Origin of the sequence: Planosporangium thailandense, assembly GCF_011947195.1 — a bacterium.
In the GTDB taxonomy this organism is placed as follows: Bacteria; Actinomycetota; Actinomycetes; order Mycobacteriales; family Micromonosporaceae; genus Planosporangium; species Planosporangium thailandense.
This window is the reverse complement of sequence record NZ_JAATVY010000003.1, coordinates 330,560-357,297: the sequence shown is the minus strand read 5'-3', so window position 1 is coordinate 357,297 and position 26,738 is coordinate 330,560. Positions and strand designations below refer to the sequence as shown.

The 26,738-nt window shown below is 71.5% G+C and carries 26 protein-coding genes; 11 read left to right on the top strand and 15 right to left on the bottom strand.

Going from position 1 to position 26,738, the window contains the following annotated elements; all coding sequences use genetic code 11:
* Window positions 1–51: 51 nt before the first annotated feature.
* Window positions 52–1,629, top strand: coding sequence for an acyl-CoA carboxylase subunit beta (locus HC031_RS07120; RefSeq protein WP_338090513.1), 1,578 nt, complete (start codon window positions 52–54; stop codon window positions 1,627–1,629).
* 33 nt (window positions 1,630–1,662) lie between these two features.
* On the opposite strand, the gene HC031_RS07115 is transcribed toward HC031_RS07120, so the two are convergent.
* Window positions 1,663–3,744 carry a serine/threonine-protein kinase gene (locus HC031_RS07115; RefSeq protein ID WP_338090512.1) on the bottom strand — a complete coding sequence of 694 codons (2,082 nt, stop codon included), beginning with the start codon at window positions 3,742–3,744 and terminating at the stop codon, window positions 1,663–1,665.
* A 243-nt stretch (window positions 3,745–3,987) separates the two neighbouring features.
* Here HC031_RS07115 and HC031_RS32920 point away from each other — a divergent pair, with 243 nt between their 5' ends.
* The 3 genes from HC031_RS32920 to HC031_RS07100 all read left to right on the top strand — a co-directional run bounded on the left by HC031_RS32920 (window position 3,988) and on the right by HC031_RS07100 (window position 6,432).
* The gene (locus HC031_RS32920; protein ID WP_338090511.1) at window positions 3,988–4,206 is read left to right on the top strand and encodes an acyl-CoA carboxylase subunit epsilon; all 219 of its coding nucleotides are present in this window, start codon (window positions 3,988–3,990) and stop codon (window positions 4,204–4,206) included.
* A gap of 186 nt (window positions 4,207–4,392) precedes the next feature.
* Window positions 4,393–5,727 carry a uracil-xanthine permease family protein gene (locus HC031_RS07105; RefSeq protein ID WP_167924346.1) on the top strand — a complete coding sequence of 445 codons (1,335 nt, stop codon included), beginning with the start codon at window positions 4,393–4,395 and terminating at the stop codon, window positions 5,725–5,727.
* Window positions 5,728–5,802: 75 nt separating this feature from the next.
* On the top strand, window positions 5,803–6,432 hold the full coding sequence (locus tag HC031_RS07100; protein ID WP_167924345.1) for a Maf family nucleotide pyrophosphatase: 630 nt from the start codon (window positions 5,803–5,805) through the stop codon (window positions 6,430–6,432).
* On the opposite strand, the gene HC031_RS07095 is transcribed toward HC031_RS07100, so the two are convergent.
* The 4 genes from HC031_RS07095 to HC031_RS07080 all read right to left on the bottom strand — a co-directional run bounded on the left by HC031_RS07095 (window position 6,410) and on the right by HC031_RS07080 (window position 10,117).
* Window positions 6,410–7,618: an MFS transporter gene (locus tag HC031_RS07095; protein WP_167924344.1), complete on the bottom strand. Its 1,209-nt coding sequence runs from the start codon at window positions 7,616–7,618 to the stop codon at window positions 6,410–6,412. The genes HC031_RS07100 and HC031_RS07095 overlap by 23 nt on opposite strands.
* Window positions 7,619–7,688: 70 nt before the next feature.
* Window positions 7,689–8,432 (bottom strand): ABC transporter permease, encoded by a 744-nt coding sequence (locus HC031_RS07090; protein ID WP_167924343.1) that lies wholly within the window; start codon window positions 8,430–8,432, stop codon window positions 7,689–7,691.
* A 1-nt stretch (window position 8,433) separates the two neighbouring features.
* Complete coding sequence (locus HC031_RS07085; protein WP_167924493.1) at window positions 8,434–9,387, bottom strand: ATP-binding cassette domain-containing protein; 954 nt, start codon at window positions 9,385–9,387, stop codon at window positions 8,434–8,436.
* Between the two features lie 118 nt (window positions 9,388–9,505).
* Complete coding sequence (locus HC031_RS07080) at window positions 9,506–10,117, bottom strand: PadR family transcriptional regulator (RefSeq protein ID WP_338090510.1); 612 nt, start codon at window positions 10,115–10,117, stop codon at window positions 9,506–9,508.
* A gap of 202 nt (window positions 10,118–10,319) precedes the next feature.
* Between HC031_RS07080 and HC031_RS07075 the strand changes: the two genes are divergently transcribed.
* On the top strand, window positions 10,320–12,095 hold the full coding sequence (locus tag HC031_RS07075) for an ATP-binding protein (RefSeq protein WP_167924342.1): 1,776 nt from the start codon (window positions 10,320–10,322) through the stop codon (window positions 12,093–12,095).
* An 8-nt stretch (window positions 12,096–12,103) separates the two neighbouring features.
* On the opposite strand, the gene HC031_RS07070 is transcribed toward HC031_RS07075, so the two are convergent.
* The 4 genes from HC031_RS07070 to HC031_RS07055 all read right to left on the bottom strand — a co-directional run bounded on the left by HC031_RS07070 (window position 12,104) and on the right by HC031_RS07055 (window position 14,494).
* Window positions 12,104–12,469, bottom strand: a complete 366-nt coding sequence (locus tag HC031_RS07070; RefSeq protein ID WP_167924341.1) for a heavy metal-binding domain-containing protein — start codon at window positions 12,467–12,469, stop codon at window positions 12,104–12,106.
* Between the two features lie 116 nt (window positions 12,470–12,585).
* Window positions 12,586–13,221, bottom strand: coding sequence for a DUF3618 domain-containing protein (locus HC031_RS07065; RefSeq protein ID WP_167924340.1), 636 nt, complete (start codon window positions 13,219–13,221; stop codon window positions 12,586–12,588).
* Window positions 13,197–13,622 (bottom strand): phage holin family protein, encoded by a 426-nt coding sequence (locus tag HC031_RS07060; protein ID WP_167924339.1) that lies wholly within the window; start codon window positions 13,620–13,622, stop codon window positions 13,197–13,199. Before HC031_RS07060 ends, HC031_RS07065 begins: the two co-directional genes overlap by 25 nt.
* Complete coding sequence (locus HC031_RS07055; protein WP_167924338.1) at window positions 13,619–14,494, bottom strand: hypothetical protein; 876 nt, start codon at window positions 14,492–14,494, stop codon at window positions 13,619–13,621. Before HC031_RS07055 ends, HC031_RS07060 begins: the two co-directional genes overlap by 4 nt.
* A gap of 124 nt (window positions 14,495–14,618) precedes the next feature.
* On the opposite strand from HC031_RS07055, the gene HC031_RS07050 reads away from it, so the two are divergent.
* Genes HC031_RS07050 through HC031_RS07040 form a run of 3 tightly spaced genes read left to right on the top strand, consistent with a single transcriptional unit; the run spans window position 14,619 to window position 16,603 of the window.
* A complete protein-coding gene (locus tag HC031_RS07050) occupies window positions 14,619–15,251 on the top strand; it encodes a pyridoxamine 5'-phosphate oxidase family protein (protein WP_167924337.1) in 633 nt (210 codons plus the stop codon).
* 30 nt (window positions 15,252–15,281) lie between these two features.
* A complete protein-coding gene (locus tag HC031_RS07045; RefSeq protein ID WP_167924336.1) occupies window positions 15,282–16,094 on the top strand; it encodes an Fpg/Nei family DNA glycosylase in 813 nt (270 codons plus the stop codon).
* A complete protein-coding gene (locus HC031_RS07040; RefSeq protein WP_167924335.1) occupies window positions 16,091–16,603 on the top strand; it encodes a 2'-5' RNA ligase family protein in 513 nt (170 codons plus the stop codon). Before HC031_RS07045 ends, HC031_RS07040 begins: the two co-directional genes overlap by 4 nt.
* A 3-nt stretch (window positions 16,604–16,606) precedes the next feature.
* On the opposite strand, the gene HC031_RS07035 is transcribed toward HC031_RS07040, so the two are convergent.
* Complete coding sequence (locus HC031_RS07035; RefSeq protein ID WP_167924334.1) at window positions 16,607–18,007, bottom strand: NAD(P)H-quinone dehydrogenase; 1,401 nt, start codon at window positions 18,005–18,007, stop codon at window positions 16,607–16,609.
* 110 nt (window positions 18,008–18,117) lie between these two features.
* On the opposite strand from HC031_RS07035, the gene HC031_RS07030 reads away from it, so the two are divergent.
* Window positions 18,118–18,564, top strand: a complete 447-nt coding sequence (locus tag HC031_RS07030) for a gamma-glutamylcyclotransferase (RefSeq protein WP_167924333.1) — start codon at window positions 18,118–18,120, stop codon at window positions 18,562–18,564.
* On the opposite strand, the gene HC031_RS07025 is transcribed toward HC031_RS07030, so the two are convergent.
* Genes HC031_RS07025 through HC031_RS07015 form a run of 3 tightly spaced genes read right to left on the bottom strand, consistent with a single transcriptional unit; the run spans window position 18,561 to window position 20,992 of the window.
* Window positions 18,561–19,397: an SCO6745 family protein gene (locus HC031_RS07025; protein ID WP_240942172.1), complete on the bottom strand. Its 837-nt coding sequence runs from the start codon at window positions 19,395–19,397 to the stop codon at window positions 18,561–18,563. The two genes, HC031_RS07030 and HC031_RS07025, sit on opposite strands and share 4 nt — an antisense overlap.
* A gap of 39 nt (window positions 19,398–19,436) precedes the next feature.
* Complete coding sequence (locus tag HC031_RS07020) at window positions 19,437–20,291, bottom strand: hypothetical protein (RefSeq protein WP_167924491.1); 855 nt, start codon at window positions 20,289–20,291, stop codon at window positions 19,437–19,439.
* A gap of 53 nt (window positions 20,292–20,344) precedes the next feature.
* The gene (locus HC031_RS07015) at window positions 20,345–20,992 is read right to left on the bottom strand and encodes an MBL fold metallo-hydrolase (protein WP_167924332.1); all 648 of its coding nucleotides are present in this window, start codon (window positions 20,990–20,992) and stop codon (window positions 20,345–20,347) included.
* Between the two features lie 105 nt (window positions 20,993–21,097).
* Between HC031_RS07015 and HC031_RS07010 the strand changes: the two genes are divergently transcribed.
* Window positions 21,098–22,042: a DUF4349 domain-containing protein gene (locus tag HC031_RS07010; RefSeq protein WP_167924331.1), complete on the top strand. Its 945-nt coding sequence runs from the start codon at window positions 21,098–21,100 to the stop codon at window positions 22,040–22,042.
* A gap of 64 nt (window positions 22,043–22,106) precedes the next feature.
* Here HC031_RS07010 and HC031_RS07005 read toward each other — a convergent pair whose 3' ends face one another.
* A complete protein-coding gene (locus tag HC031_RS07005; protein WP_167924330.1) occupies window positions 22,107–23,369 on the bottom strand; it encodes an amidohydrolase in 1,263 nt (420 codons plus the stop codon).
* A 658-nt stretch (window positions 23,370–24,027) separates the two neighbouring features.
* On the opposite strand from HC031_RS07005, the gene HC031_RS07000 reads away from it, so the two are divergent.
* Window positions 24,028–24,927, top strand: coding sequence for a hypothetical protein (locus tag HC031_RS07000; protein WP_167924329.1), 900 nt, complete (start codon window positions 24,028–24,030; stop codon window positions 24,925–24,927).
* Window positions 24,928–25,063: 136 nt separating this feature from the next.
* Here HC031_RS07000 and HC031_RS06995 read toward each other — a convergent pair whose 3' ends face one another.
* The gene (locus tag HC031_RS06995) at window positions 25,064–26,644 is read right to left on the bottom strand and encodes an acyl-CoA mutase large subunit family protein (RefSeq protein WP_167924328.1); all 1,581 of its coding nucleotides are present in this window, start codon (window positions 26,642–26,644) and stop codon (window positions 25,064–25,066) included.
* Window positions 26,645–26,738 lie beyond the last annotated feature (94 nt).

Below are 26,738 nucleotides of genomic sequence, written 5' to 3'. Positions count from 1 at the left end.
CAGCGCAGTACGTCACAGCGCGCCACCGACCACGCTCGCTACGATCGCGACGTGACCGCAGACCTGAGCGAGGACATCCACACCACCGCCGGCAAGGTCGCCGACCTCAACCGGCGCATCGAAGAGGCGGTGCACGCCGGCTCGGCACGGGCCGTCGAGAAGCAGCATGCGAAGGGCAAGAAGACCGCGCGTGAGCGCATCGAGATGCTGCTCGATGAAGGTTCGTTCGTCGAACTGGACGAGTTCGCCCGGCACCGCAGCACCAACTTCGGGCTGCAGGAGACAAGGCCTTACGGTGACGGGGTCGTCACGGGGTACGGCACGGTCGACGGCCGGCAGGTATGCGTGTTCGCCCAGGACTTCACCGTCTTCGGCGGCTCACTCGGCGAGGTCTTCGGCGAGAAGATCGTCAAGGTCATGGACCTGGCCATGAAGACCGGCTGCCCGGTCATCGGCATCAACGACTCCGGCGGAGCGCGCATCCAGGAAGGGGTCGCCTCGCTGGGGCTGTACGGCGAGATCTTCTTCCGCAACGTCCGGGCCTCCGGAGTCATACCGCAGATATCTTTGATCATGGGACCGTGCGCGGGCGGCGCGGTCTACTCGCCGGCGGTCACCGACTTCACCGTGATGGTCGACCAGACCAGCCACATGTTCATCACCGGCCCTGACGTCATCAAGACCGTCACCGGTGAGGACGTCGCCATGGAGGACCTCGGCGGCGCGCGTACCCACAACACCAAGAGCGGCAACGCCCATTATCTGGCGACGGACGAACACGATGCCGTGGAGTACGTCAGGGCGCTGCTGTCGTACCTGCCGTCGAACAACCTCGACGAGCCACCGGTGATCGCCGAAGCGGCGGACCTGGACGTGACCGAGGAGGACCTGGCGCTCGACACGCTGATCCCCGACTCGGCCAACCAGCCGTACGACATGCACAGCGTCATCGAGTCGGTCGTCGACGACTTCCTCGAGGTGCAGCCGCTGTACGCGCAGAACATCATCGTCGGCTTCGGCCGGGTCGAGGGCCGTCCGGTCGGCGTCGTGGCCAACCAGCCGATGCACTTCGCCGGCTGCCTCGACATCGCGGCGTCCGAGAAGGCGGCCCGGTTCGTACGCACCTGCGACGCGTTCAACATCCCGATCGTGACCTTCGTCGACGTCCCCGGCTTCCTGCCCGGCACCGGCCAGGAGTGGGACGGCATCATCCGCCGCGGCGCAAAGCTGATCTTCGCGTACGCCGAGGCCACGGTGCCGAAGGTCACCGTCATCACGCGCAAGGCGTACGGCGGGGCGTACGACGTCATGGGCTCCAAGCACCTCGGCGCCGACCTCAACTTCGCCTGGCCGACGGCGCAGATCGCGGTCATGGGCGCGCAGGGCGCGGTCAACATCCTGTACCGCCAGGAGCTCAAGGAGGCCGCCGATCCGGCAGCGCTGCGGGCAGAGCTGATCCAGGAGTACGAGGACACCCTGGCCAACCCGTACGTGGCGGCCGAGCGCGGCTACGTGGATGCCGTGATCGCGCCGTCCGCGACCCGGGTGCAGGTCGTCAAGGGGCTGCGGGCACTGCGTACCAAGCGCGAGACGCTCCCGCCGAAGAAGCACGGCAACATCCCGCTGTGATCCAACGCGAAGCCCTGAGGGCGCCGGGCGTCCTCAGGGCTTCGGCGTGAACGTGCTCGTGATGGTCTGGAAGTACGAAAGGCTGTCCTGCCAGCTCGAGTCGGGCGTGGACCACCAGATGCCGTACGCCTGGTGGTCCGACGTCACGAACCCGCGGTTGATCGCGTGGACGCGGCCATTGCCCCGGTCGTAGGTGAACTCCCAGTCGGCACACGCCTTCCAGTAGCCGACCGATCGGATGCCGATCTCCTGGTAACCGGGGAAGTCGCCGGCCGGCACCCGGCGATCGCGCTGCCGCTGCCAGTCGGCGACCGGGTCCATGTTGGGCTTGTCGGTCTGGTCGATGCCGAGCAGCCGGCCGTCGCTCGGGTCGTGGAAGTAGATGATCGTGCCGTCGTGCGAGATGGTCCAGTTGTCCGGCACGGCGACGCTGAAGCCGGTCGGGTCGGTGTACATGTGCCAGCCGGCCGGTATCGCCGGGCCGGTGGCCGTGGGCTGCACGGCCGGGCTCGTCGAACCGTTGCCGGTACCCGCCGCGGGCGCACTCGACGCGGCGCCCGTCGGTGACGGCGAGGCGGGCGGCGGTGCGGCACCGGCGGTCGCCGACCGCGAGGGCGGGGCCGACGCCGGGGCGTGGGCTCCGTTGGACGAGCGACCGCTGCGCGCCAGGGCGACGGAGACCACGACGAGCACGATGATCACCGCGATCACGATGGCGGCGATCAGCCAGGACCGGCGTACGCGCGGTCCGGGCGTCCCGGGTACATCTGCCGGCACGGGAGAAGCCCCCGGGGGCTCCGGGCGCTCGATCCGCTCGACACCGTCCACCTTCGCGGCACCGTCCACCTTCGCGGCACCGTCCACCTTCGCGGCGTCGTCCACCTTCGCGGCGTCGTCGCCACCGGTGGGCTCGGCCGCCGGTGGCGACTGGGTACGGGTGCCCGCCGACAGCATGCGGGTCTGCTCGGCGCCGCTCGGGTCCGGCCTGATGATCGTGGTCGCCTCGCCGCTGGACGGTCGGATCACCGCCGTCGCTTCGGGAGCGGAGTCAGCCGCCGCGGCGGGCGTGGCATCGGCCGGTGTGGAAGCGGATTCCGCCGCGGCAGCGGGAGCCGCCACCGGCGCGGACTTCGCGGCGGCGCCGGCGTCGGACGCACGAGCTGTCGCACCGGCGTCGGCCGCGCGAGCGGTGTCGCCAGCCCGGGCCGGGGTCGGCGTGGACGCCGGCGACGTCGCCGGGAACACCCGCGTCGTGCCCGATCGGGATTTGGGTATCAGCCGCAACCGGGTACCGATCCGGCCACCGGTCGCCCGCCGCAGCAGCCGCTCGGCCTCCTCGGCGCCCATCCGATCGGCCGGGTCCTTGCGCAGCAGCCCGTTGAGGACGGGACGCAGTGGGCCGGCGTGCCGGGGCGGGGGCGGCTCCTCCGTCACCAGCGCGGTCAACGTCTCGATGGCCGACGACCGCTGGTAGGGCGGGTTACCCTCCACCGCCGCGTACAGGGTCGCGCCGAGCGACCACAGGTCGGACTCCGGCCCCGCCTGGCCCTGCCGGGCCCGCTCGGGCGCGATGTACGCCGGGGAGCCGAGCACCATGCCGGGCCGGGTCACCGTCGCCTCGCCGGGCATCGTCGCCAGTCCGAAGTCGGTCAGCACGACGCGGCCGTCGTCGGTCAGGAGCACGTTGCTGGGCTTGACGTCGCGGTGCAGCACACCGGCCCGGTGGGCGGCGCGCAGCGCGCCGAGCACCTGCAGTCCGATCTCGGCGACGCGGTCGGGCGGCAGCGGTCCGTCCTCATTGACCACTTGGTGCAGGGACCGCGACGGCACGTACTCCATGACGATCCATGGGTGGACATCCGTCTGGACGATGTCGTAGACCCGCACGACGCTGGGGTGGTTGAGCCGGGCGGCGGTACGCGCCTCGCGCAGCGTGCGCGTACGCATGTCGTCGCGCTCCTGCGGCGTCAGCCCCTGCGGCGGGACGACCTCCTTGATGGCCACGTCGCGGTGCAGGACTTCGTCGCGGGCCAACCAGACGCGACCCATGCCGCCTTGGCCGAGCGACCGGATCAGACGGTAGCGCTCGGCGAGGAGAGGCTGCGGAGCCGACACCCGGAGAACATACCCGGTCGGACAGTGGGCATACGCGATCGCCACCCCTTACAGCGGTGCGTGTCAAATTCTGAACCGCCGTGAACGGGCCCTAAGACGGCCAGTGTGCCCCATTTCGGGAACGTTCCCGCACCCACCGTCATGGGCTGTGTCACACCGGAGGTCGACGCCGGTCAGATCCCCGATAAGGTCGGGTACGCGGGCCCGGCGCCCGTAACAGCAAGATCTTCCCCGGAGGTGGCCGTGGCCGACGACACCGCTCCGGCGCTGCGGGTGCTGCGCGGCGCTCCGACCGCGGAGGAGCTGGCCGCGCTGGTCGGCGTGCTCTGGGGACGCTCCGGCGCGACTGCGACCGCGCCGGCCGCCGTGCCGGCCCCGGAGCGCTGGCGTAGGAGCGCGCTGCCCGGAGCCTCCCTGCGACCGGGCCCCGGCGCCTGGCGCGCCTCCGGCCTACCCGGCTGAGCCTTCCCCGTCTGAGCCTTCCCCGTCTGAGCCTTCCCCGTCTGAGCCTTCCCCGGCTGAGCCTCCGTCGTCTGAGAATCCCCCGAGCGCGGCGCGCCGAGCGGGTCCACCCTGCTGCGACCTGCACCGGAGCAGCGGATACGCTCCCGCCAATCCGGGTATCCCGGTCACACGGCGAGGGCAAACATGATCGATTGGAACTGGCGGCTACACGGCGACGGGCGGCAGATCCGCCCCGGTGAAGTGGTCGCTCCTGATGAACGGCTCAGCTGGCCCCGAACCATCGGCATCGGCGCTCAGCACGTACTCGCGATGTTCGGCGCGACGTTCCTCGTGCCGCTGCTGACCGGCTTCCCGCCGGCCACGACGCTGTTCTTCTCCGGCATCGGCACCATTCTGTTCCTGCTGATCACGAAGAACCGGCTCCCCAGCTACCTGGGCTCCAGCTTCGCGTTCATCGCGCCGGTCACCGCGGCCTCGGCCGCGCACGGCAAGGCGACCGCGCTCGGCGGGATCATCACGGCCGGCGTGCTGTTCGCGATCATCGGCCTCATCGTGCACAAGGCCGGCGCCGGCTGGATCGAGCGGCTCATGCCGCCGGTCGTCACCGGCGCGATCGTCGCCCTGATCGGGCTCAACCTGGCCCCGGTCGCCAAGTCGAACTTCGTCAAGCAGCCGGTCACCGCGCTCGTGACGCTCGTGGTGATCCTGCTCGTCACGGTCGTCTTCGCCGGGCTTCTCGGCCGGCTGTCGATCCTGATCGGCGTGGTCGCGGGGTACATCGCGGCGGCGCTGCAGGGCCAGCTCGACTTCACGGCCGTGGAGAAGGCCGCCTGGGTGGGCCTGCCCGACTTCACCGCGCCGAAGTTCAACCCGAGCGTGGTCGCGCTGTTCGTCCCCGTCGTGCTCGTCCTGATCGCCGAGAACGTCGGCCACGTCAAGGCGGTGTCGTCGATGACCGGCCGGCCGCTGGACCACATGCTCGGCCGCGCGTTCATGGGTGACGGCCTGGCGACGGTCCTGGCCGGCGCGGGCGGCGGCTCGGGCACCACCACGTACGCGGAGAACATCGGCGTCATGGCGGCGACCAGGGTCTACTCGACGGCGGCGTACTGGGTGGCCGGCGTCGTCGCGTTCCTGCTCGGCCTCTCGCCGAAGTTCGGCGCGCTCATCAACACGATCCCGGCCGGCGTGCTGGGCGGGGCGACGGTCGTCCTGTACGGCCTCATCGGAGTGCTCGGCGCACGGATCTGGGTGCAGGCGCGGGTGGACTTCACCAACCCGGCCAACCTCATGACCGCGGCCGTCGCGCTGATCATCGGTATCGCGGACTTCGCGTGGAAGGCCGGCAACCTGATGTTCAACGGGATCGCGCTCGGCTCGGTCGCCGCGATCGTCGTCTACCACGTGATGCGCCAGATCGGCATCCGCCGCGGCACGGTCTCGGCGGTGGGTACGCTGCCCGAGCCCGCCACCCCGGCGACGGCCGGGAGCAAGGCCGGCAGCAAGCGCCGCCGCTGACCCCCTGCTTTTCACGATCTTGGGGAGTTTGACATCGTATCCGGTGTCGAACTCCCCAAGATTCAGGGAACGGACGTGACGACGACCAAGTTGGTGCTGGCCTCCGCCAGCCCGGCCCGCCTGCAACTGCTGAAGGCGGCGGGCATCCCGGCTGACGTGATCGTCAGCGGCGTCGACGAATCGACGGTGCCGGCCGAGCGGCCCGACACCCTCAGCGGCACGCTCGCCCGGCTCAAGGCCGAGGCGGTCGCGGCCCGGGTGGGCGCCGCCCCGGAACAGAACGCCGCCCCGGAACGGGTGCTGGTCCTCGGCTGCGACTCGGTCCTGGCCTTCGACGGTCAGATCTTCGGCAAGCCGAGCGACGCCGATGACGCGGTACGCCGCTGGCGGTCCATGCGCGGCCGCTCGGGGGTCCTGCACACCGGCCACTGCCTGATCGACGTGCGGACCGGCCGCAGCGTCGAGGAGGTGGCGGCGACCACTGTCCACTTCGCCGACCTCACCGACGACGAGATCGCCGCGTACGTGGCGACCGGCGAGCCGCTGCGCGTCGCCGGCGCGTTCACGCTCGACGGGTTCGGCGGGCCGTTCGTCGACCGGATCGAGGGCGATCCGGGTACGGTCATCGGCCTGTCCCTGCCGCTGCTGCGCCGGATGATGTCCGAGCTGGGCCTGGAGATCATCAGCTTCTGGCAGGCGGACTGACCGCGGGTGCGCTGACGACGAACGCGCCGTCGGGCGGTCCGACCCGGCGCCGCAGCCCGGCGACCGCCGCGGCCGACACGGCCAGAAACACCGGTACCAGCAGGAACGCCAGGTGCGGGCCGACGCGGTCGGCGATCACCGCCAGCAGGAACGGCGCGCCCCCGAACGACAGGCCCACCGCGTACGAGGTCCGCGCCACCGCCACGTCGGGCTGGCCGGCCGAGTGTTCGACCGCGAGCGCCATGCCCAGCGGATAGTGCAGCGCGTTGCCCAGGCCGACGACCACCAGACCGGAGAGCGCGAGCCACGGCACGGTGGCGAACCAGAACGCGGTGAACCCGGCGCCGCTGAGCGCCAGGGCGGCGAACAGGACGGCGGTGCTGGGCAGGCGGAGCACGAGCCGGCTGCCCGCCAGCCGGCCGACGAACAGGCCGACGACCATCGCGGACACCGCCGCCGTAGCGCCGGCGGGGCTCACCCGCGCGTGGGTACGCAGGACGTCGGCGACCCACAGATTGAGGCACACCTCGACCGACCCGGTCGCCAGCAGACTCACCCAGGCCAGCCAGTACGGCTTCGGCAGCCGCCCGCCGGCCGTCTTCGACACGGCCGGCGCTCCGGCGGGTACCCGGATCCGGAAGACCACCGCGGCGACGGCGACGAGCACGATGATCCCGGCGGTCACCGCGAGTCCGGGACGCCACCCGAGGCCGGCCCCGACGGCGGCCCCGACGACGACCGGCGCGATTACGCCGGCCCCCGCGGCGCCGGCGTTCGCCTCGCTGATCGCGGCGGCACCGCCGTCCCGGTGGTGGTCGGCGAGCACGGCGGTGACGCCGTTGACCACGAACCCGCCGCTGATCGACCCGACGACGGCCCAGGTGAGGGTGGCGGCCAGCGGGTGCGACAGCAGGAGGCCGACCGCCGCCGCGGACACCCCGACCAGGCCGCCCCACGTGAGAGCGGCACGGCCGAAGCGGCGGGCCAGCGGGGGAAGCAGGAGGCCGCTGAGCACGCCGCCGACGGCGAAGGCGGTGCCGTGGAGGCTCGCGACCGTACGGCTGGTGTGCTGCTCGTCGCGCAGCAGCGGGACGACCGGGCTGAACCCGTAGAGGAAGTAGCCCCACGTCGCGATCTGAGCGTAGGTCAACCAGGTCAAGCGGTCACGAACGAGCAGACGGGGCACCACCGGAACCCTAGTGGGATCCGGCGGTGCCCCGTCGATATTTCGGTGGGCGGTTCGCCTCGGCTTCGCGTCAGCGGACGCTGCGGGCGAACGACCGGGCCGCCCAGACCGCGGCGGCGACCGCCAGCACGGTCACGATGACGAGCGCCTTCCAGACGTTCGCGTCGCCCGGGTCACCGGCGAACAGCGCCCGGGAGGCGTTCACGGCGTACGTGAACGGATTCCACTCCCCGACCCGCTTCAGCCAGCCGGACAGCGGCAGCAGGATCCCCGACAGCAGCAGGATCGGCATGCTGACCGCGTTCATCAGCGGGGCCAGGGCGTCTTCGCTGCGCAGCTTGAGCGCCAGCGCGTACGACGTGGCCGACAGCATCAGCGCGATCAACGCGAGCAGGGCGAACGCGAGGACGAGATCGCGCAGCCGCACCGACAGGCCGAACGGCAGCGACAGCGCGGTCAGCAGCGCGGCCTGGACCAGCAGCGTGACGATGTCCCGCAGCGACCGGCCGAGCAGCAGTGACAGCCGGCTGACCGGGGTGACGCGCATCCGCTCGATGACGCCGGCCCGCAGTTCGGCGATCAGGCCGAAGCCCACGAACAGCGTGCCGAACATCGCGAGCTGGACGAGCAGGCCCGGCACGAAGAACCGGTACGCGTCCTCGGCGCTCATCCGCAGCGCGCCCTTGAGCAGCGGCCCGAACAGCAGCAGGAAGTACAGCGGCTGCATGATCCCGACGATCAACCAGACCGGGTTGCGCAGCACGAGCGTCATCTGCCGGGTGAACACCATCCAGGTGTCGCGGACGAGTTTCATGTCAGGCTCCTTCGCCACTGTCGCGCAGGCTGCGGCCGGTCTGGGCCAGGAACACGTCGTCGAGGCTCGGGCGGTGCAGTTCGATCGAGGCGAGCGCGATTCCGGCGCCGTCCAGCGCGCGCAGAATCTGCGGGATGGCCGTGGCGCCGCTGTCGACGTAGAGCCGGAGCCCCTCGTCGAGGGTCTCCAGCCGGTTGACGTAGGGCTCGCCCTCCAGCAGGGCCGCCGCCTTGGGCGCGGTGCCGTCGAGGCCGACGGTCACCACGTCACCGGCGATCTGGCGCTTGAGCTCGGCTGACGTGCCCTCCGCCACGATCTCGCCGTGGTCCATGATCGCGATCCGGTCGCAGAGCGCGTCCGCCTCGTCGAGGTAGTGCGTGGTGATGAAGACGCTCATCCCCTCGTCGCGCAGCCGCCGCACCTCGTCCCACATGTGCGCGCGGCTCTGCGGGTCGAGCCCGGTGGTCGGCTCGTCGAGGAAGACCACGCGCGGCTGGTGGATCACCCCGAGCGCGATGTCCACCCGGCGACGCTGCCCGCCGGAGTACGTCTTGGTCGGGCGGTCGGCGAACGCCTCCAGTTGGAACGCCCCGATGGCGTGCTCGGCGCGCCGGCGCGCCTCGGCCTTGTCCACCCCGTACAGGCGCGCCTGGTAGATCAGCTCCTCGCGAGCGCTGACCTCGTCCCAGGTGCAGCCGCCCTGGGCGACGTACCCGATGCGACGGCGCACCTCGCCCGGCGCGCGGCGCAGGTCGGCGCCGGCGATCGTCGCCGCTCCCCCGTCGGGCGTGAGCAGCGTCGCGAGCATGCGCAGGGTGGTCGTCTTGCCGGCGCCGTTGGGCCCGAGAAACCCGAAGATCTCCCCCTCGTCGACGACGAGGTCGACCCCGCGGACCGCTTCCACGGTCCCTTTTCTGCTGCGGAACGTCTTCCGCAGCCCTTTCGTCTCGATGATCACTCAGGCCTCCACACCTAGCGTGACGAGGACGCCGGCGAGTCCCCCGCGGCGTGACGGCATTTTGACGCCACTATGGCGTCATCTTGCCGACGCAGACAAGCTAGAGGTACCCGTCTCAATAGTCAAGCTTCGTTACTGTCGCGGGTCCGGATTCCTCCTCACCGTCGTGCCGGCCCGCACCGGCGGCGATGCGCCCGGCGACCCGGTGGCACCAGGCAACCTCGGCCTCGCCGCGCGCGACCATGAGCTCCACCAGCCACGACAGGTGGACCGGCGCATGTTCCGACCACGTCGGGCCGCGAGATTCATCGGCGAGCATCGCCCGCATCGACTCCAGCCGCGCCGACAGCAGGCGCGCCCGGTTGCGCAGCGCCGCCACCGCCTCCCGCCGCGACAGCGCCGGCAGGTGGGAAAACGCCGCCCCGAACGGGTCGACCGGCTCGGAGTACTCCCACCAGTACGTGCGCAGCAGGTCGGCGAACTCCCGGTCACCGGCCGGCGTGATCCGGTAGGTGGTCCGGGCCGGCCGCGCGCCGACCTGCTCGGTGGCGACCTCGGCGAGCAGCCCTTCGGCGGTCAACGTGCGTAGCGCGTGGTAGACCGATCCGGACCGGATGTTGGCCCACCGGTCGGCACCCCAGCTCATCAACTCGCGGCGCACGTCGTACCCGTGGACCGGCTGCAGCCACTTCACCAGGCCCAGGATCATCAGTCGAGTCGTTGACACCCGCCCAGCGTATAGCCAAATTTGGCTAATTAATGACGTCGTACGGGCCTGCTGGGAGGGACGGCATTCCCACAACGTGACGATGACCGCAGCTAACCGATCACCCGTTTGGCTACACTGCGCGGCATAACGGTCGGTCAGGCGCGACGGGTCGGGGTCCGCGCCGCCCTCAGCGGCCGGCCGCATCGGGAGGAGCGCGCAGGTGCGTAAGGTGCTCATCGCCAACCGGGGCGAGATCGCGGTCCGCGTCATCCGGGCCTGCAAGGACGCCGGCCTCGCCAGCGTCGCCGTGTACGCCGACTCCGACCGGGACGCGCTCCACGTCCGGCTCGCCGACGAGGCGTACGCGCTGGGCGGCGACACGGCCGCCGACTCCTACCTCCGCATCGACAAGCTCATCGACGTGGCCGGCAAGGCGGGCGCCGATGCGGTGCACCCCGGCTACGGCTTCCTGTCCGAGAACGCCGACTTCGCCCAGGCGGTCATCGACGCCGGCATCACCTGGATCGGCCCCACCCCGCAGGCGATCCGCGATCTCGGCGACAAGGTGACCGCCCGGCACATCGCCCAGCGCGCCGGCGCTCCGCTCGTACCCGGCACGTCGGAGCCGGTGGCCGACGCCGCCGAGATCGTCGCCTTCGCGCAGGAGCACGGGCTGCCGGTCGCCATCAAGGCGGCGTTCGGCGGCGGTGGCCGCGGCCTGAAGGTCGCCCGCACGATCGAGGAGATCCCCGCCCTGTTCGAGTCGGCCACCCGCGAGGCGGTGGCGGCGTTCGGCCGCGGCGAGTGCTTCGTCGAGCGCTACCTCGACCGCCCGCGCCACGTCGAGGCGCAGGTCCTCGCCGACCAGCACGGCAACGTGATCGTCGTCGGCACCCGGGACTGCTCGCTGCAGCGCCGCCATCAGAAGCTGGTCGAGGAGGCGCCCGCGCCGTTCCTGACCGACGAGCAGCGCGCCAAGATCCACGCGAGCGCGAAGGCGATCTGCCGGGAGGCCGGCTACCACGGCGCCGGCACCGTCGAGTACCTGGTGGGCGTCGACGGCACCATCTCCTTCCTCGAGGTGAACACCCGGCTCCAGGTCGAGCACCCGGTCACCGAGGAGACCGCCGGCATCGACCTCGTCCGCGAGCAGTTCCGCATCGCCGACGGCGAGAAGCTCCGCTTCGACGCCGACCCGACCCCGCGCGGGCACTCCATCGAGTTCCGCATAAACGGCGAGGACCCGGGGCGAAACTTCCTGCCGGCTCCCGGCACGGTCACCACGCTGCGGCTACCCGAAGGACCGGGCGTACGCGTCGATACCGGCATCGAATCCGGCAGCGTCATCGGCGGCAACTTCGACTCGCTGCTCGCCAAGGTCATCATCAGTGGCGAGGACCGCCAGCAGGCGATCGAGCGGGCCCGGCGCGCGCTCGACGAGATGGTGGTCGACGGCATGGCCACCGCACTGCCGTTCCACCGGGCGATCGTGCGCGACGAGGCGTTCACCGACGAGCCGTTCCGGGTGCACACCCGCTGGATCGAGACCGAGTTCGACAACCAGATCCCGCCGTTCTCCGGCGCGGCCGGCGCCGACACCGCCGCGGAGCCGCGCGACACCGCCGCGGAGCCGCGCGAGACGGTCGTGGTCGAGGTGGGCGGCAAGCGGCTGGAGGTCTCCCTCCCCGCCGGCTTCGGAGCGGCCGCCCCGGCGGCGGCCGGGACCGCTCCGAAGGCCGCCCGCAAGCGGGGCGCGGGGCGCAAGCAGGCCGGTGCCGCGAGCGGCGACGCGTTGACCAGTCCGATGCAGGGCACCATCGTCAAGCTGGCGGTGTCCGAAGGCGACACGGTGGCCGAGGGCGACACCATCGTCGTCCTCGAAGCGATGAAGATGGAGCAGCCGCTCAACGCCCACAAGGCCGGCGTGGTCACCGGCCTGACCGCGGCGGTCGGCGAGGTCGTGCCGGCCGGCGCGGTGATCTGCGAGCTGAGGTAGGCCGAGGCCTATACCGACGCCTCGGCGTCGGCTGCCGCGTCGTAATGCCGCCGGGCCTCCTCGGTGACCGGGTACGCCACCACCGCGGTGCCGTACGCGCACAGCTCGACCCAGTGGGCGGTGATGTCACGGTTGTCGAAGCGCATGCCGACAACCGCCGTGGCGCCGCGGCGGCGCGCCGCGTTGACCATCTGCGAAATGGCCGACGCCCGGCTCTGCACCAGCACCTGCGCCATCTCCGCGCCCTGGCCGCCATCGAGGGTGCGGAAGCCGGCCGCATAGGGGTTACGGGTGCAGGCCGTTACGCCGAGCACCTCACCCAGCACGGCCCGGATCTCGTATCCGGGCAGGTTCTCCGTCGTGACGACTAACACGTCGTCGAGCGTATGCGGCCCAATTGCCGGGCACGCATATTTTCACGCTTCGATCATGGGGTACCCGGTGGACAGGTCCGGCCGGGTACCCCGGACCGATCGCTGGCACGGCGCGCTCAGGTGGCGCTGCGCACCTGCTCCGCGGCGTCCTGGGCGGACGACTTCGCCTCCTGCGCCGTCGTCTGCGCCGCGTCCATGGCGGTGTCCTTCACCTGGCCGACCGCCTCGCGTACGGTGCCCGACATCTCGTCCTTGACCTGCTGAGCCGACTCCATCAGCGGCTCGCGCACCCGGTCGACGAGGTCACCGGCGTTGTCGCGCAACTGGCGCGCGGCCCGGCGCTCCACGTCGCTCTCCGGAATCAGCGATGCCGCGAGCAGGCCCACCCCGAACGCGATCACGCCGGCCGCGATCGGGTTGCCCTGTGTCTTGCTCGCCACCGCCCGCGGCGCCCGGCGTACGGTGTCCGCCACCTCGCCGGCGGCGTCGCTGGCCTTGTCGCTCACCCGGTTCGCCAGGTAGCTGGCCTTGTCGCCGGCCTGTCCCGCCATGTCCTGCACCGAATGGGTCGTGTCGTACGACGTACCCATCACCTTGTCGCTCACGCCGCGCACCTTCTCCTTCACGGCGGTCCAGCGCCGCTGGGCCACCCGGGTCGGGCTGGTCCGGTCGGCCAGCCGGTCCACGTCCCGGGCGAGCGTGGCCCGGGTCCGCTCGATGTCGTCCCTTATCCGGTCGGGTTCTTCAGCCATTGCGCGTCCTCCCTGATCGTCTCGACGGTCTGGCGGGGCATCGGCGAGACGGTGCTCATCTTGCGCCGCCCCTTCGCGTACAGCACGACCCCGACGACCGCCCAGACGACAGCCACGATGAGCGCCGCCCACCCGAGATCCATCACGTTGCCGAGACCGAACATGACGGCGAGCGTCAACAGCAGCGCCACCATGTACCCGGCGAAGCCGGCGCCGCCCAGCATCCCGGCCGCCTTCCCGGCCTTCACCGCCTCCTGGCGCAGCTCGGCCTTGGCGAGCTCCACCTCCTGGCGGAACAGCCGCGACAGGTCATCGCTGATGTCGCTGATCAGCTGGCCGATCGACGTCTCCTTGGGCTCGGTGTGGAGCGTGTCGCCGCGCGTCTCGTACGGGGCCGTCATGACATTCCGTCCAAGGTCGCGTCGTCGCGCTGCGCGCCCGTCGATCCACTGGCGACACCGCGCTCGAACGACGTGCTGGCACCGACCGACTCGGGCATGGGCATCGGCCTACCGGTCCCGGTCGACCGGTACTCGGTGGTGGCACCCGACTCCGACGCCGGCGGCGGGTAGTCGGTCTCCGACGCCACCATCGGCGTCGACGCCGTACCTACACCTGTCGGGCCGGCCGTACCCGTGCCGTTGGGATGTCCCGGTTCGACGGCGCTCGTGGGGTAGCCGGCGGTCGGGTACGCCGGTTCCGACCTCATCCGAGGGATGTCGGGCACCATCGTGTCCCGGTGCGGCATCGGGGTCGTCGGCGTCGTGCGGGTCGTCGACGTCTCCGTCGTGGCGCCGAAGACCCCCTTGCCGAGCCGCCCGATCACGAAGCCGCTGACCAGAGCGGTCGCGAGGAACGCGCCCGGACGGCGCCGCGCGAAGTCCTGCACCTCGTCGAGGACGCCCTCGGGGCCGCGGTCGGCCAGGTAGTCGGCCATCTGACGACTACCCTGCGCGACGCGGGAGACCACGGTACGGGCGGGCGAGCTGTCGCCGTCGCCGACCATCCCGTCGAGCTCGTCCGCCATGCGGCGGATGCCGTCGACCAGCCGGTCGTTCTGGGTGCGGACCTGCCCACCCACCTGGTCGCGAAGCTCGGCGGCCACCCCGCGGGCCTGGTCGGAGACCTCGCCGGCCACCTGACGCGCCTGGTCGGCGGCGGTGTCGGTCACGTTCCCGGCCGCCTGGGTGGCGGCGTCGGTGGCCTCGCCGACCGTCTGGCGAACAGGGCTCGTAGAGGCGGGGGCCCGAGCGCCGGTCTGAGCGTCGTCCATGCTGACCTCCGTAAGTTCCGGGTAGGGTTCTGCCCTTTGGCTACCCGTTCCCGCGCTGACCCACACAAATGACTTGAGCGACGCGGTACCGTCCACTCAGGACGCTATTGGCGGGAGGCGCACGATGGTCGACACCACCGGATTCATCGAGATCACATCACCGGCCGAGCTGCGCGACCTACTCGGCGAGCCGATGCCACGGGCGGTCACCAAGGAGCGGGTACGGCTGCACGAGCGCGACCGCGAGTGGCTCGCGGCATCCCCGTTCTGCCTGGTCGCCACCGCGTCCGCGGACGGGACCTGCGACGTGTCCCCCAAGGGCGACCCACCCGGCTTCACCCACGTCCTCGACGACACGACCATCGCGATCCCGGACCGCCCCGGCAACCGCCGCGCCGACGGCTTCCACAACATCCTCAGCAACCCGCACGTCGGCCTGCTCTACCTGATCCCCGGCCGTAACGAGACCTTGCGCATCAACGGCCGGGCCCGGCTGGTCCGCGAGGCGCCGTTCTTCGACCAGATGACCGTCCAGGGTCACCGGCCCCACCTGGCGATCCTCGTGGAGATCGAGCAGATCTTCTTCCACTGCCAGAAGTCGTTCATGCGATCCTCGCTGTGGAAGCCGGAGACCTGGCACCCGGACGCACTGCCGTCGCACCCCCAGCTCGTCAAGAGCGTGCAGCAGATCCCGGAGACGCTCGAGGAGCTGGAGCGCTACTACGGCCCGGAGTACGCGGCCCGCCTCTACGGCTGACCGCTCCGGCCGTCCCGGTACCGTCGAGCGATGCCCGAGGGACACACCATCCGCCGACTCGCCGATCGGCACTGGAAGCTCTTCGGTGGAAGGCTCGTGACCGCGGGCAGCCCGCAGGGGCGCTTCGCCGACGGCGCGGCCCTGATCTCCGGCCAGGTCCTGGAGTCCACCGACGCGTACGGAAAACACCTCCTGCACCGGTACACCGGCGACCGTACCCTGCACATCCACCTCGGCCTGTACGGCAAATTCACTGACGGCGACGGCGCTCCCCCACCGCCGGTCGGCGAGGTCCGGCTGCGGCTTTCCGCCGACGAGCACTGGCTCGACCTGCGCGGACCCGCCGTGTGCGAGCTGCTGGACCCACCCGAGGTCGACGCGCTCATCGGCCGGCTGGGCGCCGACCCGCTACGCGACGACGCCGACCCGGACGCCGCGTACGCGCGGATCCGGCGCAGCGCCAAGCCGATCGGGGCGCTCCTGCTCGATCAGTCGATCGTCGCCGGCACCGGTCTCATCTTCGTCACCGAAGCGCTCTTCCGCGCCGGCCTGCCGCCGACGACGCCCGGCCGGTCGGTGTCGCCGCAGGCCTGGCAGGAGATCTGGACCGACCTGCGGGCGCTGATGCGGGCCGCTGTCGGGGTGGGCAGAATCGATACGGTGCACGCCGCGCACACCCCGGAGGCGATGGGCCGCCCGCCGCGGGTCGACCGGCACGGCGGCGAGGTGTACGTGTACCGCCGCACCGGTCAGCCGTGTCTGGTCTGCGGCGCCCCGGTACGGACCGCGCCGCTGGCCGGGCGCAACTCGTACTGGTGCCCGACCTGCCAGGTCACACCATGACCGCGGCGCTCGAACTGTACTTCGACGGGGCTGCGGAGCGGCGCATCCACGTCCTGTGGAACGCCCTCGCGGCCGACGAGGTGCCGACGCTTCGGCAGATCAGCGGACGCCACCGGCCCCACCTGTCGCTCGTCGGCGCGGAACTGCTCGACGCGGACACCGTCACCAAGGCGCTCGCGGGGCTGCCCGCAGCGCCGCCGCTGCGGCTGTCGTTCCAGTACGCCGGACAGTTCGTCGGCCGGGTGCTGTTTCTCGGCCCCGCTCCGAGCGCCGACCTGCTGCGCCACCAGGCCGAGGTGTGGCGGCGGCTGCACGAAGCCGGCATCGAACTGTCGGAGCTGTACGCGCCGGGCGCCTGGGTGCCGCACGCCACGATGTCGATGCGGGTACCCCGGCCGGTACTCGCCGAGGCGATCCGCCGCTGCCTGGAGTTCCTACCGCTCGAGGCGACGATCTCGGCCGCGGCCGTGGTCGACCACAAGCGCGACATCCGCGTCCCCCTCCCATGAGAGCTATTCGAACTCGTGCTGCATGAGCTGGCGGGCCGCCTCCGCGACGGAGCCCGACAGCGACGGGTAGATCGTGATGGTGTGGGCCAGCTGGTCGACGTTGAGGTGGTTCTCGACGGCCATCGCGATCGGCAGGATCAGCTCGCTCGCCTTCGGCGCCACGACCACCCCGCCGACCACCAGCCCCGAGGCGGGCCGGCAGAACAGCTTCACGAACCCGTCGTCCAGGCCCATCATCTTCGCCCGCGCGTTGCCCGTCAGCGGCAGCATGACCGTACGGGCCGGCACCTTGCCGCTGCTGACGTCCGCCTGGCTCACCCCGACCGAGGCGAGCTCGGGGTCGGTGAACACGTTGGAGGCGACCGTCTGCAGCCGCAGCGGCGACACCGCCTCGCCGAGCGCGTGCCACATCGCGATCCGGCCCTGCATCGCCGCCACACTGGCCAGCGGCAGCACGCCGGTGCAGTCGCCGGCGGCGTAGATGCCCGGCACGTTCGTACGCGACACCCGGTCGACGGTCACGTACCCGCCGCGGCCGATCTCCACGCCGTACTCCTCCAGCCCGAGGCCGGTGGTGTTGGGGATCGCGCCGACGGCGATCAGCACGTGCGAACCCTCGACCGTGCGGCCGTCCTGCAGTTCGACGACCACCCCGTCGGCGGTACGCCGGGCGGCGGCCGCGCGGGCCCGGCCCAGGATGTTCATGCCGCGCGAACGGAAGACGTGCTCGATGACCACGGCGGCGTCGGGGTCCTCGGTCGGCATCACCCGGTCACGGCTGGAGACCAGCGTGACCTCCACCCCCATGGCCAGGTACGCCGACGCGAACTCGGCGCCGGTCACGCCGGAGCCGACCACGATCAGGTGCTCGGGCAGTTCGGTCAGGTCGTACACCTGCCGCCAGTCGAGGATCCGCTCGCCATCGGGACGGCCGTCCGGGAGCACCCGCGGAGTGGCGCCGGTCGCGATCAGGACCGTGGTGGCGTCGACGGCGTACTCATCGCCGTCGGCCGGGGTCACGACGACGCGGTGGAGATGCCCGACGGTCTCCGGGCTCAGCCGGGCCGTTCCCTGCACGAACCGTACGCCCGCCTTGGTCAGCTTGGCGCAGATGTCGGCGGACTGCGCGGCGGCCAGCCGCTTGACCCGGCCGTTGACCACCGACGCGTCGACGCTGACGGTCTCCAGGCTGGCGCCCCGGATACCGAACTCCTCGGTGTCCCGATAGGCGGTCACCACATCCGAGCTGGCGATGAACGTCTTCGACGGCACACAGTCGTGCAGTACGCACGCGCCGCCCGCGCCCTCCCGCTCGACGACCGTCACCTCTGCCCCGAGCTGCGCCGCGACCAACGCGGCCTCGTAACCCGCAGGACCTCCACCGATGATCACTACCCGATTCACAGGCCAAGCCTAGAGCGAAAGCACCACCGACCAGGCACCGCGTCGCATATCGCTCCCGACACGCTACGCAGTATTCTCGGGGCGGCCCGCCGGACGCTATCGTCGGGCCCGTGCGTCACTACGCCGCGTACGGCTCAAACCTGGACCCCGCCCGCATGCGGGCATACTGCCCCCACTCGCCCATGGTGGGCGTGGGCTGGATCGAAGGGTGGCGGTTGACCTTCGCCGGGGGCGACGTCCTCGGCTGGGAGGGCGCGGTCGCCACGGTCGTCGAGTCGCCCGGCGACCGGGTCTTCGTGGCGCTCTACGACGTACACCCCGAGGACGGCCGGCAGCTCGACGAGGTCGAGGGCGTCACGGCCGGGACCTACCGGAAGATCCATGTACGGGTGGCGACGCTCGACGGCGACGTGACCGCATGGGTCTACGTGTTCACCGGCTACGAAGGCGGCTCGCCGACCGCCTGGTACCTGAGCGAGCTGGTCCAGGCGGCGGAGAAGGCGGGCGCGCCGGCCGACTACGTCGAGCGGTTGCGGTCACGGCCCACCCGGGACTAACGGAACTCCGGGCCTCTGTTCACGGCCCAGTCGTACGCCCGACCGGGCCTGGCGAACGGGTACGGCTGGCGGTCTGCCGGCGCCCGTTCGGCGTGCGGGTCCTTCTGCAGCTTCCGCGCGGCGTCGAGCAGGTCGACCAGCTCGCGGCGCTCCTCGGAGGTCAAGACCCGGTAGGCCCCACCGGCGATCCGGTCGGTGAGCGCCTCGGCCCACGCGCGCTTGCGTACGAGCGGCGCGTACGCCGGGTACGGCGGCCGCCAGCCGAACTCGGTGGCCCCCGACTCACCGTCCGGCCCCGCCACGATGGCCTCCAGCGGGGTGAGGTCACTGGCGCGTACGGCCTGCACGTGCGCACCGCAGCGGTGCTCACGCAGCAGGTGGAGCAGGACGGCGGCCCGGGCGCCGGGGCCGCCTTCGGGTACGGGCATCGCCCGCCACGCGGCGAACAACGGCATCCCGGTCGGGTCGGCGTCCACCGCCACCCGCTCGGCCAGCCCCAGCAGGCGGGGCAGCCCGTAGAACGACTCCAGGTTCTCCCGGCCCCACCGACCGCACTCGGCGGCGCTGTGCCCGGCGATCTCCCGCGGCGACGCCACTCGCAGGGCCGCGTCCCACCCGTCCCGGACCGCGTCGGGCGCGATGAAACCCATCGCGGCGGCCGCGACGTCGGCGTGTACGTCGCCCAGCGCGCCGGCACGCCCGGCGACGTAGAACGCCCAACCGGTCAGCCCGAGCTGGCGCGCCTTGCGGGTCGTACGCGGGTCGTGCCAGAAGGCGCCGCCGAGTTCGAGGACGGCGCTCTTCACGGCGGCCGCTGTCTGCTCGGGCGTCATGCGGTCATTGTGCCGGTACCGTCGCGGTGCGTCACGCCGCTACTCGTCGGTTGCCAGGCCGTCCAGCGCGGCGGCGGCCTTCTCCACCCGCCGGCGCGCCGCCGTCACGGCCTTCTCCGCCAGTACCCGCGCCGCTTCGGCCTCCGCCAGTTCGGTACGTGCCGCCAGCAGTTCGCGGTGCGCGGCGGCGCGGGCCCGGCGGCGCTCCGCGGCGGCCGCCGCGGCGGCGGCCCGGCGCTCGGCCTCCGCGGCTCTCTCCGCCGCCCGGCGCTCCGCCTCCGCCGCCTTGCGTGCGGCCTCCTCCGCCGCTTTCTCCGCGGCCCGGCGCTCCGCCTCCGTGGCCTTCGCCGGCGCCTTCCCCGTCGTGGAAGTCTTCGCCGTCGGGCTCCCGTCCGGCGGGCCGGGCTCGGGCTCCGCCTCGCCGCCGTGGATCAGACGCAGCTTGGGGCGCGGGGTCTCGCCGAACCCGGCGTACGTGACGGCCCGGGTGAGCTGCCCGGCGCGCACCTGCTCGGCGACGGCTGGGTCGGCCAGCGCGGCGGTGAGAGTGGCTTCGATCTCGGCAGCCGGCAAGTTGGCACGACCGGCGAGCCGGATCGCCTCCCGGGACAGCGCCGCGACCACCGCCCGCCGGCGCATCGACAGTTCCCGCAGGTCGTCGCCGCGCAGTTCGCGCTGCGCCGACCGCAGCGACTCCCCCAGCACCAGCAGCTCGTCGACCAGCTCCGGTCGCTGCCGGGCCAGCAGGTTGACCACCCAGGCACCGACCGTCGGCCGGCGCAGCGCGCCTATCTCGGTCGCGAGTCGACGGTCGCCGGCGGCCCTGGCCCGCTTCACGGCGTCGTTGCGCGCGGCCACGAACTCCTCCGGGGGCAGCGCGTACAGATCGGTCATGACCTGGGCGAGCGGATCGGCATGCACCCACCCATCTTGGCCCAGCGCCGACCCTAGAGTTCGATCTGACGCCCCGGTTCCAACCGCGCGTACTCGGTGCGCACCAGGTTGGCCATGTTGTTGTCGGTGACCATGAACCCGGTCTCGTTCAGCACGGCCTCGTGCATCGCGTACGCACGTCGGGGCGCCACCTGGCGGACGAACTCGACCGCCTCGGCGAGCTTGAGCCACGGCCCCGCGACGGGTACGAACAGCGTGTCCACCCGGGCGTCGGTCGGCACGTCGAACGAGTCGCCGGGGTGGTAGACCCCGCCGTCGCCGTCCGGCGCCTCGACGAAGAACCCGACGTTGGCGACGCGTGGCAGCTCCGGGTGGATGATCGCGTGCAGGCCCCCGTACGCCCGTACCCGCAGGCCGGCCGCGGTGAACTCGTGACCGGGAACGACCGGCTTGGCCGCGTCGGCCAGGTCGCCGAGCTTCCCCATCACGTCCGGGTGCGTGTACACCTCGATGGCCGGCCGTTTGCCCAGCGCGTCGGCGAGCGCGTCGACGTTGAGGTGGTCGAAGTGCTCGTGAGTGATCAATACCGAGTCGACCCCGTCCAGCGCTTCCCGCTCCGACAGCGAGCCGGGGTCGATCACGATGACACCGCCGTCGTGCTCAAGGCGTACGCAGGAGTGGGAGAACTTCGTCAACCTCATCGTGACCTCCTCGCATCGAAACCGGTATCCGCGGCGGGAACCCGGCGGCAGGTCGGGCGCGTCGGACGGGGGCTTGACGATCGTGACCCTACCCGGGGAGACCACATGTCAGTCCTGAACCCCTCAGGGCGGCTCATCGCCGCCGCCCTGGCATCCACGACAGTCATCGTCATCACTGCCGGCTGCTCGGCGAGCAGCAGCAGCGGAAGCACGTCGAACGCCGGCGCCCAGCGGCAACCGGCCGCAGCCGGCGGCGACCGCGTCGCGTCGGGCGCCGGCCCCATGGCACAAGAGCCGGCGCATGGAGGTACCGCCGGCAAACCCGGCGCCGACCCTCCGGCTCAGCTGGCGACCGACTCCCGCGCCCTGATCTTCACCGGCACCGTCACGATCCGGGTCTCCGACGTCGGGCGTGCGGCCGCCGACGTGAGCGCGCTCGCCACGAGCGCCGGTGGGTTCGTGGGGGGCGACGACCGTACCAGCGACAAGGACCGCTCCCAGGCTCGGCTGACCCTGCGGGTGCCGTCGGCCCGCTTCACCGGCGTCGTGGACGGCGTCAGCAAGCTCGGCGCCAACGGACGGGACGAGAGCCGACAGCTGTCCACTGAGGACGTAACCGACCAGGTGACCGACCTGAACGCCCGAATCGCGACCGGCCAGGCCAGCGTCGACCGGGTCCGGGAGCTGCTCGCCAAGGCCCAGAACATCGGCGACATCGTGTCGCTGGAGTCGGAACTGTCCCGCCGGGAAGCCGATCTGGAGTCGTTGAAGTCCCGCAAGAGCAAGCTCGACGACCTCACGACGCTGTCCACGCTCACCGCGGTGATCCTCGGCCCGCAGGCGGCCGCGAAAGCGCCGGCACACCGGTCCGCAACCGGCTTCAGCGCCGGTTTCGAACGCGGTTGGCACGCCTTCGCCGGCTCGCTGCGGATCCTGCTGACCGTGCTCGGTGCGCTGCTCCCCTGGCTGCTCGGCCTCGGCCTGCCAGCCCTCGCCGCGCTGTGGGCGGTACGCCGGCTACGCCGGCCCCGACCGCGAACCGCCGAGTGAGACGGCGGGGACGTCGTGGACGTCGTGGACGTCGTGGCCGTCGTGGACGTCGGGGCCGTCGGGGTCAGAAGGCTCCGGCGGACAGCGCGGCCAGCGCCGTGTGCACCATGACCCGTACGCCGTAGCCGATGGCCCGTTCGTCGACGTCGAAGGCCGACTGGTGTATGTCGAACTTGACGTCGGAGCCGGGAATGCCGCAACCGAGACGGATCATCGCTCCGGGCACCTGCTCGAGGTAGAACGCGAAGTCCTCGCCGCCCATGCTGATCTCGGCCTCGACCACCCGGTCGGGGCCGAGAGCGGCGCCGGCGGCGCCGGCGATGATGGCCGTGGCGAGCCGGTCGTTGACCACCGGCGGCACGCCCCGGGTGTAGGTCACCTCCGCCTCGGCGCCAGTGCCGGCGACCACGTCATGGATGAGCTTCGTGATCAGCTCGGGCACCTCACGCCAGGCGTCGCGGTTGAGCACCCGGACGGTGGCCCGGGCGTACCCCTCGATCGGGATCGCGTTGGCCGCCTCGCCGGCGCGGACCGAGCCGAAGACCATCGACACGCCGGCGCGCGGGTCGACCCGCCGGTCCAGCAGGGACGGCACGTCGACGACGACCCGCCCCAGCGCGTGCACGAGATCGGCGGTGAGGTGCGGGCGGGCGGTGTGGCCGCCGCGCCCGGTGAGCTTGACCTCCACCTTGTCCGCCGCCGCCGTGAACGGGCCGGACCGGACGCCGACCAGGCCGGTCGGCAGCAGCGGAGCGCAGTGCAGCGCGAAGATGGCGGCCACGTCCTTGAGGCCCCCGGCGGCGATCACCTCAGGGGCGCCCGACGGCATACGCTCCTCGGCCGGCTGGAACAGCAGCCGGACCCGGCCGGGCAGCTCGTCGCGCTTGGCAAGCTGGGCCAGGGCGAGCCCCACGCCCAGCATCACGGTCGTGTGCACGTCGTGGCCGCAGGCGTGGCAGACGTTGTCGACGGTCGACCGGTAGGGCACGTCCTTGGTGTCGGGCAACGGCAGGGCGTCGATGTCGGCGCGCAGTGCGATCACCCGGTCGCCGTGGCCGATGTCACACATGACGCCGTTGCCCTTGGGTAGCAGGCGCGGGGAAAGCCCGGCGGCCGTCAGTTCGCGCGCAATCAGAGCGGCGGTCTCGAACTCCTGACCGGAAAGCTCTGGATGTGCGTGAATGTGGCGTCGTACGGCTACCAGCTCCGCCCCTCGGGAGGCGAGCCAGCGATCGAGCTGGCCCGGCAGCGGATCAGCCCCGGGCGGCGTCTCGGGCCAGGACGACGTCAGCGGGCTGCCCGGTGGCAGCGACAACGCACTCGTCACGGTGAGTTCTCGATCTCGGTCGGATGGATCAGCGCGCCCCGTGCGCGCCCCGGACAGCCTAGCCCCGTTATTGTGACGGAGCGCAACAGCATTCTCGTAGCGACCGCGTAGCGCTACGTCACGAAAGCCCTGGTAGGGGCGGTTTGAGGATGTCGGACCCGCCGCATTTGCACTCTCGGCTGCTGACACGTGCCCCACTCCTCCTACAACGCGTGACGACCCAATCAGTCACGGAGCGATTAGGGTTGACTACTGTCGTCGTTCACTCCGACGACGCATTTACCCAGCAGAGCCGCTATAGGTCAACAGAGCGTGATCGGGACGGATCCGGGCTGGCACTACTTTTGGCGTGCCGACCGCGTGAAACATCCGTCACCGCCTTTCACCCGCCTGCCGGAATGGGCAAGATCGCGGATGTCTGGAGCTAAGCTCCGCTCTTCTTGCCCATAGGTACGGCTCCAAACACCGGACGGTTCGGCCTTTCGTCACCTTCCTGGAAATCCGCCCCGTTCGAAGGGTGATACCCAGGCAATTGCCCGCTTCATCACTCCAGACACCTACTGCGAGTTCTGCCATTGCTCGATGTCTCAGCGACGGTTATCCACAGGCGCGCCGGCAGGGCAGCGCGAGCCGGCCGACCCGCACCATGCTCCATCGCGTGCCCCGTACTCCGAGACGCCCGGCCGACCTCGCCGGCACCCTCTTCCTCGGCAGCGCCGCCGTGGCCGACGGCCTGCTCACCCCCGCCGACCTGCGAAGCCGCGCCTGGCAGCAGGTGCTCCACGGCATCTACGCCGACGCCGCCGTACCCCTGACACACCGGCACCGGTGCCTCGCCGTGGCGCGCTTCGTCATGCCGCCCGGCGGCGCGGTCGCGGGACGCTCGGCGGCGTACCTGTACGGCGCCGAGCTGGTCACCGCCACCGATCCGGTCGAGGTCCTCGTCCCTCGGACGTCCTGCGTCCGGATGGCCCGTGTGAGTACGCACGTCGCTCACCTGGACACGGCGGAGACCCACCTGCTCGATGGGATACCCGTCACGACCCCTTTGCGGACCTGCTGGGACCTGGCGCAGTGGTGCGCCGACCCGGTGGAACGGGTGGTCTGGATCGACGCCCTGGCCGCCCGTGGGGCGGTCGCACTCCCCGACCTCACGGCGTATGCCCGGGCCGGGGCCGGCCGACGCGGCTGGCGGCGGCTGCTGGACGCCGCGCGGCTGGCCGACGCGGGCGCGGCGTCACCCCAGGAGTCGCGGCTGCGTGTGCGGCTGGTACTCGCCGGCATCCCACGTCCCCAGACGCAGGTAGTGATCACACGGGACGGTCGCTTCGTGGCCCGCACGGACCTGGCCTGGCCCGAGTACCGGGTCGCGGTGGAGTACGACGGGGTCTGGCACGCGGAGTCACCGGGACAGATCCACGCCGACCGCCGCCGGCTCAACGACATGATCGCGGCCGGCTGGGTCGTCCTGCACGTGACGGCCAAGCGCCTACGCGACGATTTCGACGGGTTCGTCCGTGAGCTGCGGACCGTGCTGCGCGCCCGCGAAGGACATTGATCCGCGCAATGTTGCACACATTGCCGTCTCGTGCCGCGTCAAGGCCGCAATGTGTGCAACATTGCGTGGATCTTGGGGCGCCGGGGGCCGGGGGGCGGGGGCCGGGGGGGCGGGGGGCGGGGGCGGGGCGCGGAGATCAGAACCGGTCGCTCGGGCGGTAGACGCCCCACACCTCACGCAGCGCCCCGCACACCTCACCGACCGTCGCCCGGGCCCGCAGCGCCTCCTTCATCGGGTACAGGACGTTCTCCGTACCCTCGGCAGCCGCCCGCAGGTCGGCCAGCGCGCGGTCGACGGCGGCGTTGTCGCGCGACGCCCGCAGCTCGGCCAGGCGCGCGGCCTGCGCCGCCTCGATCGCCGGGTCGACCCGCATCGGCTCGTACGGCTCCTCCTCATCGAGGGTGAACCGGTTGACGCCGACCACGACCCGATCGCCGTTGTCGATCTCCTGGGCGATCCGGTACGCCGACGACTCGATCTCCCGCTTCTGGAAGCCGGCCTCGATCGCCTCGACCGCCGAACCGTAGTCGGCGACCTGCTCCATGAGCGCGACCGCGGCCTGTTCGATCTCGTCGGTCATGGCCTCCACGACGTACGAGCCGGCGAACGGGTCGACGGTCGCGGTCAGATCCGACTCGTACGCGATGACCTGCTGGGTGCGCAGCGCCAGCCGGGCGGCCTTCTCGGTGGGCAGCGCGATCGCCTCGTCGTACGAGTTGGTGTGCAGTGACTGGGTGCCGCCCATCACCGCGCCGAGCGCCTGCACCGCGACCCGGATCAGGTTGACCTCGGGCTGCTGCGCGGTGAGCTGGACGCCGGCGGTCTGGGTGTGGAAGCGCAGCATCCACGACTTCGGGTTCTGCGCGCCGAACTCCTCGCGCATGATCCGCGCCCAGATGCGCCGGGCGGCCCGGAACTTCGCGACCTCCTCCAGCAGCGTGGTGCGCGCGACGAAGAAGAACGACAGCCGTGGGGCGAAGTCGTCGACGTTCAGCCCCGCCTCGAGGGCGGCCCGCACGTACGCGACGCCGTTGGCCAGGGTGAAGGCGATCTCCTGGACGGGCGTCGCACCCGCCTCGGCCATGTGGTAGCCCGAGATGGAGATCGTGTTCCAGCGGGGGATCTCCTTGCGGCAGTACGCGAACGTGTCCGACACCAGCCGCAGCGACGGCTTCGGCGGGAAGATGTACGTGCCGCGGGCGATGTACTCCTTGAGAATGTCGTTCTGGATCGTGCCCGAGAGCGCCGAGCCGGGCACGCCGTGCTCCTCGGCGACCAACTGGTAGAGCAGCAGCAGCACCGACGCGGGCGCGTTGATCGTCATCGACGTCGAGACCTTGTCCAGCGGGATCTCGCTGAACAGCACCCGCATGTCCTCGATCGAGTCGATCGCGACGCCGACCTTGCCGACCTCACCGTGCGCGATCGAGGCGTCCGAGTCGTACCCCATCTGGGTGGGCAGGTCGAACGCGACCGACAGGCCCATCGTGCCGGCGGCGAGAAGCTGCCGGTAACGGGCGTTGGACTCGGCGGCCGTGCCGAACCCGGCGTACTGGCGCATCGTCCACGGCCGGGAGGTGTACATCGTCGGGTACACGCCGCGGGTGAACGGGTACTCGCCAGGCTCGCCCAGTCGTTCGGCCAGATCGGCCGGGAGATCCTCCGCCCGATAGATCGGCTTGACGGGGAAGCCGGACTCGCTGCGCCGCTCGCTCATACCCGCTGATGGTAAGCGCACGTTAAGGAGCGCGCCGCGCCCGTACCGTGAGGGATAGCGCACAACGGCCGCCATCGGTCACGATGAGTGCACA